Source organism: Acinetobacter sp. 129952, assembly GCF_056642055.1.
This window is the reverse complement of record NZ_JBWVSU010000001.1, coordinates 152,816-166,886: the sequence shown is the minus strand read 5'-3', so window position 1 is coordinate 166,886 and position 14,071 is coordinate 152,816. Positions and strand designations below refer to the sequence as shown.

13 protein-coding genes are annotated in these 14,071 nt (G+C 41.8%); 5 read left to right on the top strand and 8 right to left on the bottom strand.

Features of this window, described 5'->3' with window-relative positions; all coding sequences use genetic code 11:
* Positions 1-4: 4 nt before the first annotated feature.
* A complete protein-coding gene (locus AC1IR0_RS00810) occupies positions 5-490 on the bottom strand; it encodes an NUDIX hydrolase (protein WP_004279727.1) in 486 nt (161 codons plus the stop codon).
* A gap of 600 nt (positions 491-1,090) precedes the next feature.
* On the opposite strand from AC1IR0_RS00810, the gene AC1IR0_RS00805 reads away from it, so the two are divergent.
* Positions 1,091-3,160, top strand: a complete 2,070-nt coding sequence (locus AC1IR0_RS00805) for an acyltransferase family protein (protein ID WP_409652862.1) — start codon at positions 1,091-1,093, stop codon at positions 3,158-3,160.
* Positions 3,161-3,618: 458 nt separating this feature from the next.
* Here AC1IR0_RS00805 and AC1IR0_RS00800 read toward each other — a convergent pair whose 3' ends face one another.
* The 5 genes from AC1IR0_RS00800 to AC1IR0_RS00780 all read right to left on the bottom strand — a co-directional run bounded on the left by AC1IR0_RS00800 (position 3,619) and on the right by AC1IR0_RS00780 (position 6,734).
* Positions 3,619-3,819 carry an antibiotic biosynthesis monooxygenase gene (locus tag AC1IR0_RS00800; RefSeq protein WP_409652864.1) on the bottom strand — a complete coding sequence of 67 codons (201 nt, stop codon included), beginning with the start codon at positions 3,817-3,819 and terminating at the stop codon, positions 3,619-3,621.
* Positions 3,820-3,898: 79 nt separating this feature from the next.
* On the bottom strand, positions 3,899-4,432 hold the full coding sequence (locus AC1IR0_RS00795) for a gamma carbonic anhydrase family protein (protein WP_409652866.1): 534 nt from the start codon (positions 4,430-4,432) through the stop codon (positions 3,899-3,901).
* A 111-nt stretch (positions 4,433-4,543) separates the two neighbouring features.
* Positions 4,544-5,692: a D-alanyl-D-alanine carboxypeptidase PBP5/6 gene (gene dacC / locus AC1IR0_RS00790; RefSeq protein WP_004279731.1), complete on the bottom strand. Its 1,149-nt coding sequence runs from the start codon at positions 5,690-5,692 to the stop codon at positions 4,544-4,546.
* A gap of 128 nt (positions 5,693-5,820) precedes the next feature.
* Complete coding sequence (locus AC1IR0_RS00785) at positions 5,821-6,201, bottom strand: MCR_0457 family protein (protein ID WP_005104587.1); 381 nt, start codon at positions 6,199-6,201, stop codon at positions 5,821-5,823.
* Between the two features lie 161 nt (positions 6,202-6,362).
* Positions 6,363-6,734, bottom strand: a complete 372-nt coding sequence (locus AC1IR0_RS00780) for an MCR_0457 family protein (RefSeq protein ID WP_479741096.1) — start codon at positions 6,732-6,734, stop codon at positions 6,363-6,365.
* 111 nt (positions 6,735-6,845) lie between these two features.
* Here AC1IR0_RS00780 and surE point away from each other — a divergent pair, with 111 nt between their 5' ends.
* From surE to AC1IR0_RS00765, 3 genes are all read left to right on the top strand, one after another.
* Complete coding sequence (gene surE / locus AC1IR0_RS00775) at positions 6,846-7,634, top strand: 5'/3'-nucleotidase SurE (RefSeq protein ID WP_409652869.1); 789 nt, start codon at positions 6,846-6,848, stop codon at positions 7,632-7,634.
* Positions 7,635-7,728: 94 nt separating this feature from the next.
* A complete protein-coding gene (locus AC1IR0_RS00770; RefSeq protein WP_195724905.1) occupies positions 7,729-8,559 on the top strand; it encodes a peptidoglycan DD-metalloendopeptidase family protein in 831 nt (276 codons plus the stop codon).
* Positions 8,560-8,650: 91 nt separating this feature from the next.
* Positions 8,651-9,580 carry a LysR family transcriptional regulator gene (locus AC1IR0_RS00765; protein WP_409652872.1) on the top strand — a complete coding sequence of 310 codons (930 nt, stop codon included), beginning with the start codon at positions 8,651-8,653 and terminating at the stop codon, positions 9,578-9,580.
* A gap of 59 nt (positions 9,581-9,639) precedes the next feature.
* Here the strand turns inward: AC1IR0_RS00765 and AC1IR0_RS00760 are convergent, their stop codons facing one another.
* Entirely contained in the window at positions 9,640-10,851 is a 1,212-nt protein-coding gene (locus AC1IR0_RS00760) for an acetylornithine/succinylornithine family transaminase (protein WP_479741095.1), read from the bottom strand.
* Positions 10,852-11,011: 160 nt separating this feature from the next.
* Here AC1IR0_RS00760 and grxD point away from each other — a divergent pair, with 160 nt between their 5' ends.
* Entirely contained in the window at positions 11,012-11,353 is a 342-nt protein-coding gene (grxD, locus tag AC1IR0_RS00755) for a Grx4 family monothiol glutaredoxin (RefSeq protein WP_005104579.1), read from the top strand.
* Between the two features lie 89 nt (positions 11,354-11,442).
* Here the strand turns inward: grxD and AC1IR0_RS00750 are convergent, their stop codons facing one another.
* Positions 11,443-14,067, bottom strand: coding sequence for a Lon protease family protein (locus tag AC1IR0_RS00750; protein ID WP_409652876.1), 2,625 nt, complete (start codon positions 14,065-14,067; stop codon positions 11,443-11,445).
* Positions 14,068-14,071: the final 4 nt, after the last annotated feature.

Sequence of the window (14,071 nt, the reverse complement as noted above, 5' to 3'; positions counted from 1 at the left end):
AGGATTAGGCATCCAAATTTGAAATTAAGGGAGAATTTTGGTGCTCGTAAATGAGCGATAAAGGGTACTTTTGACCTGAAAGCGCATCTTGTACGGCTTTAATCACCAGTGGGCTACGCGCACGAGCAGATTCAAGCAATTCATCTAGCGTCATCCAGACTGCACCGATAATGTCAGCATCTAAAGCGGCATTTGGGTCGTAGTCAATGGATTTGGCTAAAAAGCAGAAACGAAAATAAGTACGATCCGGGAACATCGGTGGGGTATAGGTATAAATACCTAGCAGTGATTCAATACTCACTGTATGTCCGGTTTCTTCCATGGTTTCGCGAATGGCAGCTTCAATAATAGTTTCGCCACATTCGATATGACCCGCAGGCTGATTAAATACCGTGTGTGTCACACCTTCTGTATGTTCTTCTACAAACAGGAATTTTCCGTCTTTTTCAACGACAGTTGCGACAGTGACATGAGCAGTCCAAGCAGTCATAAAGCAGCACCATGGAAAAGGATGCACTATTGTATAAAATTTTAGGGTGTGTGGCTATGTTGAGAGCAGGTTTCTTTAAGCGACTTAATGCATTAATGAATAATCAACCAATGATAATCATGGTATTTGGGGTTAATGAATTACAGAGAAAATAAATGCTGAAGTGATCATTTTAGAACTGGGAAAACGCACATAAAAATAGTATAGCGGGGCTGTTAATATTTTTTCAGGACTTGGAGAAATGCTGATGGGGATCAGAAGCTTGATTTCCAAAACAATTATTTAAAGTAATGAGCACTATAACTGAAAGTTGATATATCAGATAGTTATACCCTTTATAGCACGACGAAAAAGCCTAAATTAGCTAGATAAGTGATGATGTTAGTCTTAAAAGTATTTTGAATGATGCCTACAAATATTTTTATAGAGTTATGTGTCTAGCCTATTGACTTCAAACAAGACAAGTTTGAAGATAAGAAGGTTGAGTAAATATCAATCAATTTTTAAAAAGAAGAAAAATAACCGAATATAATATTAAAAAGTTAAGAGATATTATAAACCTTCTAGTATTGTCTAATTTTTTAACTGCATTCTGATTTAATGCAAATTTTTCTTCATCATGCATCAAAAAATAAACTTATAAACCCAACATTAAAAAAATATTTTGAGCAGGTTGACATGATGACACCGCGAAATTCAAATATTGGTTTTCGATTAGATATTAATGGCCTGCGTGCCTATGCGGTATTAATGGTATTGTTTTTTCACTTCAAAATTCCAGGGTTTAATGCAGGTTTTTTGGGTGTAGACATATTTTTTGTCATTTCAGGGTTTCTGATGACAGCAATCATTTGTAGCAGCCTTGAAAAAAACAACTTCAAATTATTTGATTTTTATATGGCACGGATAAGACGGATTTTTCCTGCCCTGATGATACTTATTATTATTTTGCTGGTTTTAGGGTGGTTTTGGTTACCCTTACCTGACTATATGTTTTTGGGTACGCAATCGAGTAGCGCTCTGTCTTTTAACTCTAATCTTTATTACTGGCGTATTTCTAATTACTTTGATGGCACTGCTCATGAAAAGTGGTTATTACATACATGGACATTGGGTATTGAGTTTCAATTTTATCTACTCTTACCTATTTACTTGTTACTACTGACAAAAATTAAATCGGAACGCCGTACCTTATTATACGGATTGTGTTTTGCATTTCTGGTGTCTCTACTTTTAAGCATCGCGATATCTCATTCGAAACCCGTAGCTTCCTTTTATTTATTGCCTGTTCGAGGCTGGGAGTTCGTTTCTGGTGGATTGGTTTATTTAGCTGCGAAAGAATTTCCACAATTACAAAGATTTGCCAAGGTGTACTTTGTAGTGGGAGGTTTTTTATTGGTATTGGCCATGTTGGTCATTCATAAGGGGTTGGTTTGGCCTTCTGCTTGGGCGGCGTTACCAGTACTGGGTACAGCACTGGTTATATTGTCACAACAGGAAGACTCCATGTTAACCACGCACCCTGTTGCACAATGGTTGGGAGATCGTTCATATTCGATTTACTTGTGGCATTGGCCGGTTGTGGTTGGCTTGTATTTTGGTAGTGTGCAAGATGATTTAAACTGGATACTATTTGGTTTGGTGCTTAGTCTGATACTGGGGCATCTTTCCTATTTACTGGTTGAAATACCCTCACGCCAATTTTTAACGAAATTCCGTCTTTCCAGACAAGCTATAGTCATCTTTGGTTTTGGTTTGCTTGCGAGTTTATCTGCAATCGCGATCAGTGCCAAACTACTTCCATTTGAAGAAATTCGATTACCTAAAATTGTAGAGATTGCTGCTGCAGAAACATGGGATATAGATCCTAGGCGTGAAGAGTGTAATGCCTCCCATGACAAAATAGGGTCGCCGAGTTGTGTGTACGGAAAAGAAAAAATTTTAGCAATTTTAATGGGGGATAGTCATGCATCAGCAATAGCAAGTTCTTTGGGTACAGCAGCCTCTCACTTTAACTCAGGTGTGATTTCCTGGTTTATGGATAGCTGTCCTACACTGGATGGCATTCGATATATAGATCATAAAGAGTACAGTGCGGATTCATGTGATCTTCTAAATCAATGGGCAAATGAAGAATTAAAAAAATATCCTAATATTCCGCTAGTTTTGGTCAGTCGTACTTCAGAGTATGTAAAAGGTGTGAATGAGCCTGACCAATCGGAACGGTCTAAACTAGCACCAGTCTACTTCAGTAAAAAATATCTTTATAATGAGGATAGGCAGTTTATAAAGGAATTTTCCCAAGTTTTAGTTGATACAGCATGTCGTTTGGCAAAAGACCGACCGGTTTATTTAATGCGACCAATACCAGAGTTCGGAATAGATATTCCCAAGACCATTTCGCATAAGCTGGTTATACATGGTGCTGTGGAAGATATGAAGCTATCACTTTCTGAATATCATAAACGGCATAAAATTGTCTGGGATGCTCAGGATGAAGCAGCTCAGCGCTGTGGAGTGAAAATCTTGAATCCTCTGCCTTATTTATGTGATACAGAATATTGTTATGGTTCAAAAAATGCTCGTCCATTATATTATGATGATGACCATTTGAGTGAATACGGCAACAAATTTTTAGTCCCCATGTTTGAACAAGTATTTAAGCATTAAGTTGAGATGCTAATTGGGGATAGAATTTATTCCATGTTGGGGTTTTCCCGGAATTTATCCTGTAAAAAGCATGAAAAGACTCTAATACTGGCCTTATATTAAAAGAGGCTAGTAAATTAATAATTTTTTAAATATTTATACTAACTCAATTATCACAGACATAAATGCAGGAACAAATAGCTTCAATATATTACGTATTAATCCATTTGATTTTTTTAAATCCGTCATAGTAAATAATATAAGCAGCACACACTTTAGAAATATTTTTTATCATGTTCATGTTTGATGAGCAGAATTTAAATATGCTTATCTTTAAAAATTATTCAAAAAGAAACGCTCTTGATTGTAAATAATCTGCTTCGACATCTAATTCCAAACTTGTTTCGCTTGAAATGATGGTCTCACACATCACTTCACTTGATTTTCTATACTTTAAATATTCCTCTGAATTGAGACAGCTAAAGTCGGAATTTTCCCCAATGTATTCTGCTTGACCATTGGGCATAACCAATATAATCACCAGTCTTTTCTTCTTTATGCAGGCGAGAGCCGAGAGAACCTAAAACCAGATAAATGCCCTCCATATGCGTTTTCCATGCCTGAATGAAAGCTTCCTTTGTCGCTGGTTTAATTTTGAAACGGTAAACCGCAATAAACATTTTAATCCTTCGAGTTATGCTTGTTTTAAAGCAAGAATTAAACCAAAGGATTAAAATAAAGAGATCTGTTTATTTTGATTTACCCAAGATAATTTCGAGAGACTTTTACATAATTCTGTGCAGAATAAGGCAAGAATGCCATTTCTTTTTCAGTGAGCGGACGTGCTTTTTTTGCCGGGCTACCAACATAGAGCCAACCACTTTCCAAAACTTTTCCAGGTGGAACTAGCGTACCTGCACCAATCATCACATCATTCGGAATGATGACATCATCCAGAATAATGCTGTTAATCCCAATTAGTACACGATTACCAATCGTACAACCATGCAATGTCACATGATGGCCAATCGTGACATCTTCACCAATGATCAAAGGCGAACCATTCGGTTTATCGGCTTTTTTATGACTGACATGCAACATGGCATGATCCTGAACATTCGAATTTTTACCAATCCGGATTGAATTAACATCACCACGAATCACGGCAAAAGGCCAGACAGAGACATTTTCAGCCAAGACCACATCGCCGACCACGATTCCCATCGGATCGATATAACACGATTCATCAATTTGTGGAGTCGTGTCTAAATAAGAACGAATGTTTTGGATCATGGTGATCTGCTCATTAAAAGTTTAAGGATCATGTGCATAGTATAAAATAAAAAGCACCCATCTGAATGAGTGCTTTGGTCTTAGTGCTAGACTAAAACAGTCTATTTAAACTTAGAACAAGTTTGAGAAGAATTGTTTAATGTGGTCGAGCATACGTGCGAAGAAACCAGCTTCTTCAACCGCGTTTAAAGCCACCAACGGTTTTTCTGAAATTACTTTACCATCCAGAGTCGCAACGTATTTACCTACGACCTGACCAGGTTGTAAAGGTGCAGTCAGTTTAGGCTGAACCACCAGCTGGGTTTTAATCGCGTTGGCCTGACCTTTCGGCATGGTCACGTTAAAGTTCTCAGCAAGACCGATCTGAACTTCATCTTCCTTACCAAACCAGACTTTGGCTTTGGCAAGTACCTGTTTAGCCGGTTGAACATTTTTGGTTTCGAAGTTTGCATAACCCCAAGCCAGCAATTCACGTGTCTGTGTCGCACGTTCCTGCATGGTTGGTGCACCAAAAATCACTGAAATCAGACGTGTAGGACCACGTTTTGATGAAGTAGTCAAACAATAACCGGCTTCATCGGTATGGCCAGTTTTTAGACCATCTACACTTGGGTCGGTATATAGCAGGGCATTACGGTTACCTTGCTTGATGCCATTAAAGGTAAATTCTTTTTCCGCATAAATCGGATAATATTTAGAACTGTCTTTAATGATGTGTTGTGCCAGCGTTGCCATATCTTTGGCAGTTGAATAATGACCTTCAGCCGGCATACCGGTTGAGTTCACGAAGCTGGTATTGGTCATGCCAATACGTTTAGCTTCCTGGTTCATCATATGTGCAAAGGTACCCTCGTTCCCTGCAATATGTTCAGCCATGGCTTTCGATGCATCATTCCCTGATTGAATAATAATCCCGCGAAGCATTTCAAGTGCAGTTGCCGTACCATTTAAAGGTACATACATACATGATTCCGCGCTACTGCCGCGACACCATGCTGACTCGTTCATGCGCACTTGTTCATCTTCAGTGAGTTCACCGCTCAATAGTTTTTGTTCGATGATGTAACTGGTCATCATCTTGGTCATTGAAGCAGGGGCTAATTTTTCATTTTCATTTTTTGAAGCGAGAAGTTGCCCTGTCTCGTAGTCCATTAGCACGTAGGATTTATTATTCAATTCTGGTGGTGCAGATAGGACAGTTGCTGCAAAGCTAAAACTAGGAACTAATAATAATGCAGCAAGGGCAGTTTTTTGGGTCATTTCTAGTGGGTTCCTATATCTTGATGTAAGCACGAAGAGCCTAGCATTTTAGGACAAAGCTAGGCTGACTTCTATGGGAAACCCGGTCTTATTTCAAAAGTATTGTAAGTTATCGGCAGAAAAGCAGCTTAATTGTTATAGGTGGTTAATTCATTACAAATCACCTGATTTTTTTTCTTGCCGGCTTTCTTGGCATCCGATTGTGCTTCGGCCAGAATATTGCGGAAATCGTTCTGTTTAGCCATCTGGTTTAAGCTTTCAACCGGATTACGCTGGCCCGGCATATACTCAGTCACCAGCTTGGTATAACCCTGATTAAACTGTGACTTGTCTTTGACCATGCTTGGACAGATTTCTGAAAGAACATAAATGGCTGCCAGTTCCTGTTTGGTCACTTGCTGAGTTGGGGTAACATTAATGTTTTCATCGGCTGCAAATGCAGAAGTTCCCAAAAGAGTGGCGGCAGAAATTGCGCAGAATGTTAAAGCTTGGAATATTGGATTTTTCATTGAAAACTCAAAAAATGGATTTAGAACAATAATTTGCCTAGCTTAAACTTATTTTTGAAATTGAAAAGTGGGAAAATGTAGCGAAGCTGTAGAATTATGAATAAATCTGTAAGAGAAAATAAGACGATGTTTACACCGTCTTATTTGAAAATTTAGCTGGCTTAGCCTTGGTAGTTCAGCATTTCTTCACAGACAGTTTTCTGCTCGTCTGAGCTGGTTTGCTTTGCACCCTGACGTGCTTCTTCAAGTAAAGATTTATATTCACTGTCTGCCTGTAGCTTTTGATAGCTCATGCCTTTATCTGAGTAGTCTGCAAGATAAGACTGGATCAATTGTTCAACGGTGCTGTTAAATTTTGGATTTTGACCAGTGATTGCCGGGCAAACTTCAGCCATAACCTGTGCTGATGCAATATCTTCTTTTACAATGGTATTGTTTTCTTCAACAGTCAGATCGTTTGCCATAACTGAAGGGGAAATAAATGCTGCCAAGCTTAAAGTGAGAGCGCTAAATAAAGAGAATTTTTTAATCATCTTGAGCCACATATTATAAAGATGGATGTCGAGCAATAAATATATATAATTCCTGCACTAATACAATGAAATGTCCTAGTCAGTCATTTTTTAGCGTAACGAGATTTTTTAGTGAATATTTTAGTTTCAAATGATGATGGGGTGTTTGCACCCGGTATTCAGGCTTTGGCGCAAGCGCTAAAGCCTTTGGGGCGAGTGGTGATTGTGGCACCGGAAAGTGAACGCAGTGGCTTTTCTAGTGCCTTAACTTTGGACCGCCCTTTACGCCCAATCCAGATTTCTCCTGATGTCTGGGCGGTTAATGGGACGCCGGCAGATTGCGTTTACTTGGCTATGAACGGGCTATTTGATTTTGAATTTGACCTGGTGGTTAGCGGGATAAATAGCGGCGCAAATCTGGGAGATGATATCTTGTATTCCGGTACAGTCGGGGCGGCCTTTGAAGGTCGTTTAACTAAACATCCTGCGATTGCCGTATCACTGAGTGGGCCGAATGTACGTGGCTATCAGCAGCCTCAGGATTATCAGTTGGCCGCCGAATGGGTGCATGATTTTATTGCTCGTGGTTTGCCTGTTCTGCCTGAGCGACATATTTTTAATATCAATATTCCAGATGTAACTGAATTGCAGGGTGAAAAAGTGACATATCAAAGTCGCCGCCGTCAGTCTAAACCGGTGACGAGTCATATAGATCCGCGTGGTCGTCAGGTATTCTGGATTGGACTCTCAGTAGAAGCAGTCGCAGACCCTAAGCCAGGATTTAACGAAATTGATTCGGACTTCTCTGCGGTCGCCAATGGCTATGTCAGTATTACCCCGATTCAGATGGATGCTACCAATTATGAGAGTCTGCGGAATTTACAAACACAATTGGCAGAAAATGCGTCCTTAGTGTTATAACTTTGTGAAAAACTCGCGATTGCAAGTATATTGCCGTAAAACTTTGCTAATCTTAACGGAATTTTGCAACCGTATAGCATTAGAGAGGAAGATAATGTTCTTGGTGTTACCGAAATGTGTCGTAGCTTCGCCTGCAACCCTGATTAAAACCCTCGTTTTATCGACCGTTGTTATTTCTACAGGAGTAATTACCGGTTGTGCCACCAAACCCCAGGTGAATAATGCAACGCGTTATGCAACAGCTCCTGATTTCTATACGGTGCGTTCAGGAGATACATTGAGTGGGATTGCAGCACGTTATGGACTGAACTATATCAGTGTTGCCGAGATGAATGATATCAGTGCGCCGTACCGGATTTATGTCGGACAATCAATCCGCCTGAAAAGCAATACTGCGCGCCGTAGCACCAGTACTCAGGCTATGACTCAGGCAGCGCCAATCCAGCGTCAAACAATTGCAGTGCCTACACCGGCACCGGTGACACCAGCAACCACAGTACAAACCACACCACGCGTCAATACATCTGCACCGGTTACGCCAGTATCTACGGCTGCAGGTTTACGTTGGGTAAAACCATCGAATGGTGCGATTCTTCAGCAATACAATTTAGCTTCTAATATCAAGGGCACCCGCTATAGTGGCAATGTCGGCGATCCGGTATTTGCAGCAGCAGACGGGCAGGTGGTGTATGCCGCTGATGGTCTGAAAGAATATGGCAATCTGGTGTTGGTAAAGCATATCAATGGCTATATCACGGCTTATGCACATAACAGTAAATTGAACGTGAAAAGTGGCCAAAATGTAACGGCTGGTCAAAAAATTGCAGAAATGGGGTCGACTGGTACAACCCGCACCATGCTGGAGTTTCAGGTGCGTTTAGACGGCAAACCTATTAATCCTACTGCAGTTTTACCAAACAATTAAATAAATAATGCAAAGTGTAAATTTCGCCGTATAATACAATAAGTTGCTTTTATCAAATGATGAAGCACCTCATAAGTTTAGAGGGAAATTTATGTTAGATCAACTTCGAGCAATGGGTGTCTTTGCTTGCGTTGTGGAGAAAAACTCGTTTAGCGGTGCTGCCCGTGAATTAGGGATTACGACCAGCGCCGTCAGTCAACAAATTCGCTCGTTAGAACACGATATGGAAGTCGTACTTCTAAATCGTTCGACGAGAAAATTAAGTCTGACCGAAGCGGGACAAGCTTTTTTCCATAGCTGTCAAGAAATGTTATCTGCTGCTGAACGCGGTAAAGTCCGGATCAATGAGTTACGTGATGATCTCGTGGGCGAGCTGCGTATCGTTTCTTTGCCAGAATTGTGCGCGAATCATGTGATTCCTGCACTTTCTCATTGGATGGCTGCACATCGCGGCTTGGCAGTACATTTAGAAACAAACAATCATGAGGTTGATTTGTTGGATGGGCGGGTTGATATCGCCCTAAGATTTGAACAGAAAAATGATGAGCATAATGTTCAGGTTGTGCCATTGATACAGATTGAGCAAATTCTGGTGGCGACACCGAGTTATATTAATCAAAGCACTATTATTTCGAGACCTGATGACCTTAAAAATCATGAGGTCTTACCTTTGACACAGCTTAAAAACCATCAGTATTACCATTTTCAGCATGTAAATACTGCAGAAAAAGCCGAATTTGAACTGAAATCCCGTTTCAGTACCAATAACGGTTTGGTTGCGAAATCGATGTGCTTGCAGGGCAATGGGATTGCCAAGGTTTTATATCTTGATGCTAAAAAGGATTTGCTTAACGGTACTTTAGTTGAAGTTCTGCCTGAATGGAGACTGCCACCGATTACACTGTATGCGGTTATTCCGAAACGTGAACAACAACCTACAAAAATTCTTCGTTGTCTTGATACCTTGAAACAATATTTTAGCCAGATCTCTGGCGGACGTATGTTACAAAACGCATCATAGAATGCAGAATAATAAAAAAGCCGCTTTAGAGCGGCTTTTTTAATTTTTAGGCTAGGACTTTATGCCAAATAAGCTTTGATCATTTTTACCAGATGTTCGATCAACTGGTCTGCCTGCTCCTGAGTAATATTCAGGGTAGGTAACAGACGAACGACATTGCCTGCAGTGACATTGATAATCATCTTGTATTCATCGCGTGCAATCGCAACCAGATCACCGCATTCTTTTGGTAATTCAATCCCGATCATCAGACCAAAACCACGTACGATGACATTTTGATCTGCCAGTTTGTTGCGTAGCTGGTCAACGATATAAGCACCTTTTTCAGCAGCATTCGCGACGATATTTTCTTTTTGCATAATATCGAGAATAGTATAGACCACACGCGAACCCAGTGCTGTACCGCTATAGGTAGAACCGTGATTTCCAGCAGTTAATACGCCGACACCACGACCTTGAGTCATCACTGCACCAATCGGGAAACCGTTTCCTAAGCCTTTGGCTGTGGTCAGTACATCCGGAATAATATTGGTGTGCTGGTAAGCAAAATATTTACCGGTACGACCATTACCAGTTTGTACTTCGTCCAGCATCATCAGCCAGTTGTGCTGGTTACAGATATGACGGATTTCTTCTAAATAGCTGAAACCTTGAGGTGCGGTATTCACACCGCCTTCACCCTGAATAGGCTCAATCAAAATCGCTACGATATCCGGATGATTGATTGCAGCTTCTTCAATTGCTTCGATATCACCAAAAGGTACACGAATAAAACCTTCAACCAGCGGGCCAAAACCTTCTTGCACTTTTTTATTGCCTGTAGCAGACAGGGTGGCCAGGGTACGACCATGGAAAGACTGGTCAGCAACAATAATTTTTGGTGAAGCAATGCCTTGCATATGACCGAATTTACGTGCAATTTTGATTGCACCTTCATTGGATTCTGCACCGCTGTTCGAGAAAAATACTTCTTCCATGCCTGCGACTTCAGCCAGTTTTTGTGCAGCAGCGGTTTGCCAAGGTACTTCAAACAGGTTGCTGGTATGAATCAGGGTCGCTGCCTGTTCAGCAATCGCTTCGGCAATGACGGGATGAGCGTGACCCAAACCGCATACCGCAATGCCGGTTAATGCATCTAAATACTCTGTACCATCTTCGGTATAAAGATATGCACCTCGTCCTCGGACAAAGCTGATCGGTTGACGGCCAAAAACAGGCATCAAATGAGACGGTTGATCAGTTTGTACCGGTGCGAGGGTAATATTATTCATGACTAACTCTTAACTGTTAGGTGGAAAGAAAAACTTATATAAGCAAAAACCCGCTCAGATTTAAAGGGTAATTGTAAATAAAATTGGAATTATTGCTTTAGACATACTGTTTTGCCTAGATTTGGGTATAATGCGAGACAGATGAGTTGAGGATTTATCAATGACTGAACAAGCACGCGATACCGAAGCGTTAATTCGTGACCAAATTGCAAAACACGCAGTACTTCTTTACATGAAAGGCACACCGCAATTTCCACAATGTGGTTTTTCTGCACGTGCAGTAGAAGCACTCAGTCAAATTGGTCGTCCGTTTGCTTATGTAAACATTCTGGAAAACCAGGACATTCGCGCGATGTTACCACAAATCGCCAACTGGCCGACATTTCCACAGCTTTGGATCAATGGTGAGTTGATCGGCGGTAGTGATATCATGCTCGACATGTTCCAAAAAGGTGAATTAAAGCCTTTAGTTGAACAGTACAGCCCGGCAGTTGATGCTTAATTTTGTATTAAATTAAGTCCAGATGTGAAAAAGCGCTTCATTGAGAAGCGCTTTTTTTGTCTCTATTTTTGCTTAGGTCAAGGTCAGAGTTAATCCTCTGTCGCTGCATCCGGCTGTTCAACTGTCGAAACATCAGCTTCAACTTCAGTTTGTGGCTCGACGATTTGCTTCTTGTCTTTCTTCTTCTTTTTTTTCTTTTTCTTCGGTACTTCGACCAGTTCGGCACCATCTTCAATCGCTTGCCAATAATCCAGCTGTGCCATCACTGCGGCATAGATTGAATTTTTGCTATAGCGACCTTTTTTATCCAAGGTACCGACAGGACGCGCCATCAGGATTTCCAGCGCCTGATCAATGGTATCAATCGCGTGAATATGGAACTGACCTTCTTCCACAGCAATGGTGACATCTTTACGCAGCATCAGATGCTGCATATTTTGACGCGGGATAATCACACCTTGTTTTCCGGTCAGACCTTGTAACTTGCAAGCATCAAAGAAACCTTCAATTTTGGCATTCACACCACCTACCGGCTGTACTTGTCCCAGCTGGTTCATGGAACCGGTAATGGCCCAGGACTGATCAATCGGTAACTGGCTGATGGCCGACAGTAAGGCAGAAAGTTCCGCAACAGTGGCACTGTCACCATCGACCTGACCATAACTTTGTTCAAAGGCCAGTGCAGCAGAGAAGTGTAAGGTCTGTTCACGACCAAAATGCGCTTTCAGGAAGGATGACATCAGTAACACGCCTTTGGCATGCAAAGAGCCACCAAGTTCCACACTGCGTTCGATATCCAGAATATCACCGCCACCTTGATACACCGAAGCAGTCAGTCGTGAAGGCAGACCAAATTCGACATCAGCATAATGAATGACGGACAAGGCATTGATTTGGCCCAGACGATGGCCGCGGGTTTCGATCAGTTGAGTACCACGAGTCAGATCTTGCCAATACAGTTCACGTAAATAGCCGAGACGATATTTACGGTGATCCAGTGCGGTGTTGATATGTTTTTCTGAAACCATCTTGTCACCGGCCTGGAAGGCATGATGATGTGCTTCACGGATCAGATCGCCCAGCGTCAGAGCATGTAATGACAATGAACTTTGATCTTCGGCTTGACGGCTGGAATCTGTGAGCAAGGCGGCTAAAGCAGAACGGTCAAAAGGCAATAATTTATCCGATTGCACATAGTCGGCAATCAGCTGCATATAAGCCTGCTCGTTATTGTCATTACGTTGTAATGTATCGGTGAAATCGGCACGGATTTTAAAGATGCTGCCTAGCTCTGGTTCAAGCTCTAAAATTTCATAATAGATTTCAGGCTCAGCCAGCAAGATGACCTTGATATTCAGGGGAATTGAGGCAGGTTCAATCGAAATACTGCCGGTCAGCGTGATCATATGCTCAAGTGAAGACAGTTTTAAATGCCCCGATTTAAGCGCGCGCTTCAAGCCTTGCCATGCATACGGCTGTTCCAGCAATTGTTCCGCTTCCAGCATCAGGAAGCCGCCATTAGCTTTATGCAAGGTACCTGGACGAATCAAAGTAAAGTCCGTGGTAATCGTACCATTTTGAGTCAGTTGTTCCACATGACCCAAAAGGTTGTAATGCGTTGGAAAATCTTCAAAGATCACTGGTGCACCACTGTTCGGCTTGTGTGTGATAATCACATTGGCCTGATAACGTGCAGGAACGCGACTGAACAGTGCCGGAGTGAAATCATCTTCTTCCTGTTCCAGCACAATTTCGACATTGTTGATGATGTCTTCGGCATAGTATTTCAGGTAATGTTCCAGACCTTTCACATGTTTGAATTTCGCCAGAATCTGTTCAACTCGCGGTAAGACTACCTGTTTGGCGATATCACGGTTCAGGATCTGTACGCGATCGCGTGCATCATCTTCCAGATCACCCAGATGCAAACCCAGACGTTCCAGTTTCTTGTCCATATAGCGCATATTGGACGCCAGTTCGGCACGATCTTTATTGCTTAAGGCATTCAGATCTTCTTGAGACATTTCCTGCAATTCGTCATCAATCAGATGCACAGGAACAAAACAGTGCTCATCATGTCGCGAGATTAGCTTCAGATCCAGTTCTGCGCCTTCTTTGGTCAGTTCGATCAGTGCCTGCTGCTGCTCATCCCCGGTTTCCTGGCGAATCATTTCAATGCGGTTGTGATAGGTCTCTGCAGTAAAACGGCGCTCAAGCTGCTTGAGGATCGTTTGCCAGCTTTGATTCAACATGGCTTGGAATTTTGGGCCCTGACCTGAGGGCAGTTCTAGCGCAATCGGCTGACGCTGGTTCTGAAAGTTATTGACGTACACCCAGTCATTCGGGGTTTCCATAGTTTTGGCGTGCTGTTGCAGCAAACGCTTCACCATGGTGCGTTTACCGAGACCTGCGGTACCGACAGCAAAAATGTTATAGCCGGAATAAGGCAGGGCAATCCCGGCCTCAACTGAGGCGCGTGCGCGATCTTGGCCCAAAAAGTTATTCAGGGGCTTGATCCGTTTGGTTGACGCAGGAATTTTTTCTAAGTTTGGAATGTGCGTCAGCTGGGTGGATGTTAACCGGGTATGGTCCAGAGTATTTTTAATTTCGCTTTGTTCAAATGCAGAGATAAGTAAATCTGAGCGGATTTTTTGTGGAGTTGTGCTGGTGTTGCTGGCAATAGAAGAATTAATTTGATCGAGTCTCTGGGTCACTGTT

What these genes read in the sequence shown, in the direction of transcription:
- AC1IR0_RS00810 (WP_004279727.1), bottom strand. Translation starts at nt 490, where the DNA reads ATGACTGCTTGGACTGCTCATGTCACTGTCGCAACTGTCGTTGAAAAA.
- AC1IR0_RS00805 (WP_409652862.1), top strand. Translation starts at nt 1,091, where the DNA reads ATGCAAATTTTTCTTCATCATGCATCAAAAAATAAACTTATAAACCCA.
- AC1IR0_RS00800 (WP_409652864.1), bottom strand. Translation starts at nt 3,819, where the DNA reads ATGTTTATTGCGGTTTACCGTTTCAAAATTAAACCAGCGACAAAGGAA.
- AC1IR0_RS00795 (WP_409652866.1), bottom strand. Translation starts at nt 4,432, where the DNA reads ATGATCCAAAACATTCGTTCTTATTTAGACACGACTCCACAAATTGAT.
- dacC (WP_004279731.1), bottom strand. Translation starts at nt 5,692, where the DNA reads ATGACCCAAAAAACTGCCCTTGCTGCATTATTATTAGTTCCTAGTTTT.
- AC1IR0_RS00785 (WP_005104587.1), bottom strand. Translation starts at nt 6,201, where the DNA reads ATGAAAAATCCAATATTCCAAGCTTTAACATTCTGCGCAATTTCTGCC.
- AC1IR0_RS00780 (WP_479741096.1), bottom strand. Translation starts at nt 6,734, where the DNA reads ATGATTAAAAAATTCTCTTTATTTAGCGCTCTCACTTTAAGCTTGGCA.
- AC1IR0_RS00770 (WP_195724905.1), top strand. Translation starts at nt 7,729, where the DNA reads ATGTTCTTGGTGTTACCGAAATGTGTCGTAGCTTCGCCTGCAACCCTG.
- AC1IR0_RS00765 (WP_409652872.1), top strand. Translation starts at nt 8,651, where the DNA reads ATGTTAGATCAACTTCGAGCAATGGGTGTCTTTGCTTGCGTTGTGGAG.
- AC1IR0_RS00760 (WP_479741095.1), bottom strand. Translation starts at nt 10,851, where the DNA reads ATGAATAATATTACCCTCGCACCGGTACAAACTGATCAACCGTCTCAT.
- grxD (WP_005104579.1), top strand. Translation starts at nt 11,012, where the DNA reads ATGACTGAACAAGCACGCGATACCGAAGCGTTAATTCGTGACCAAATT.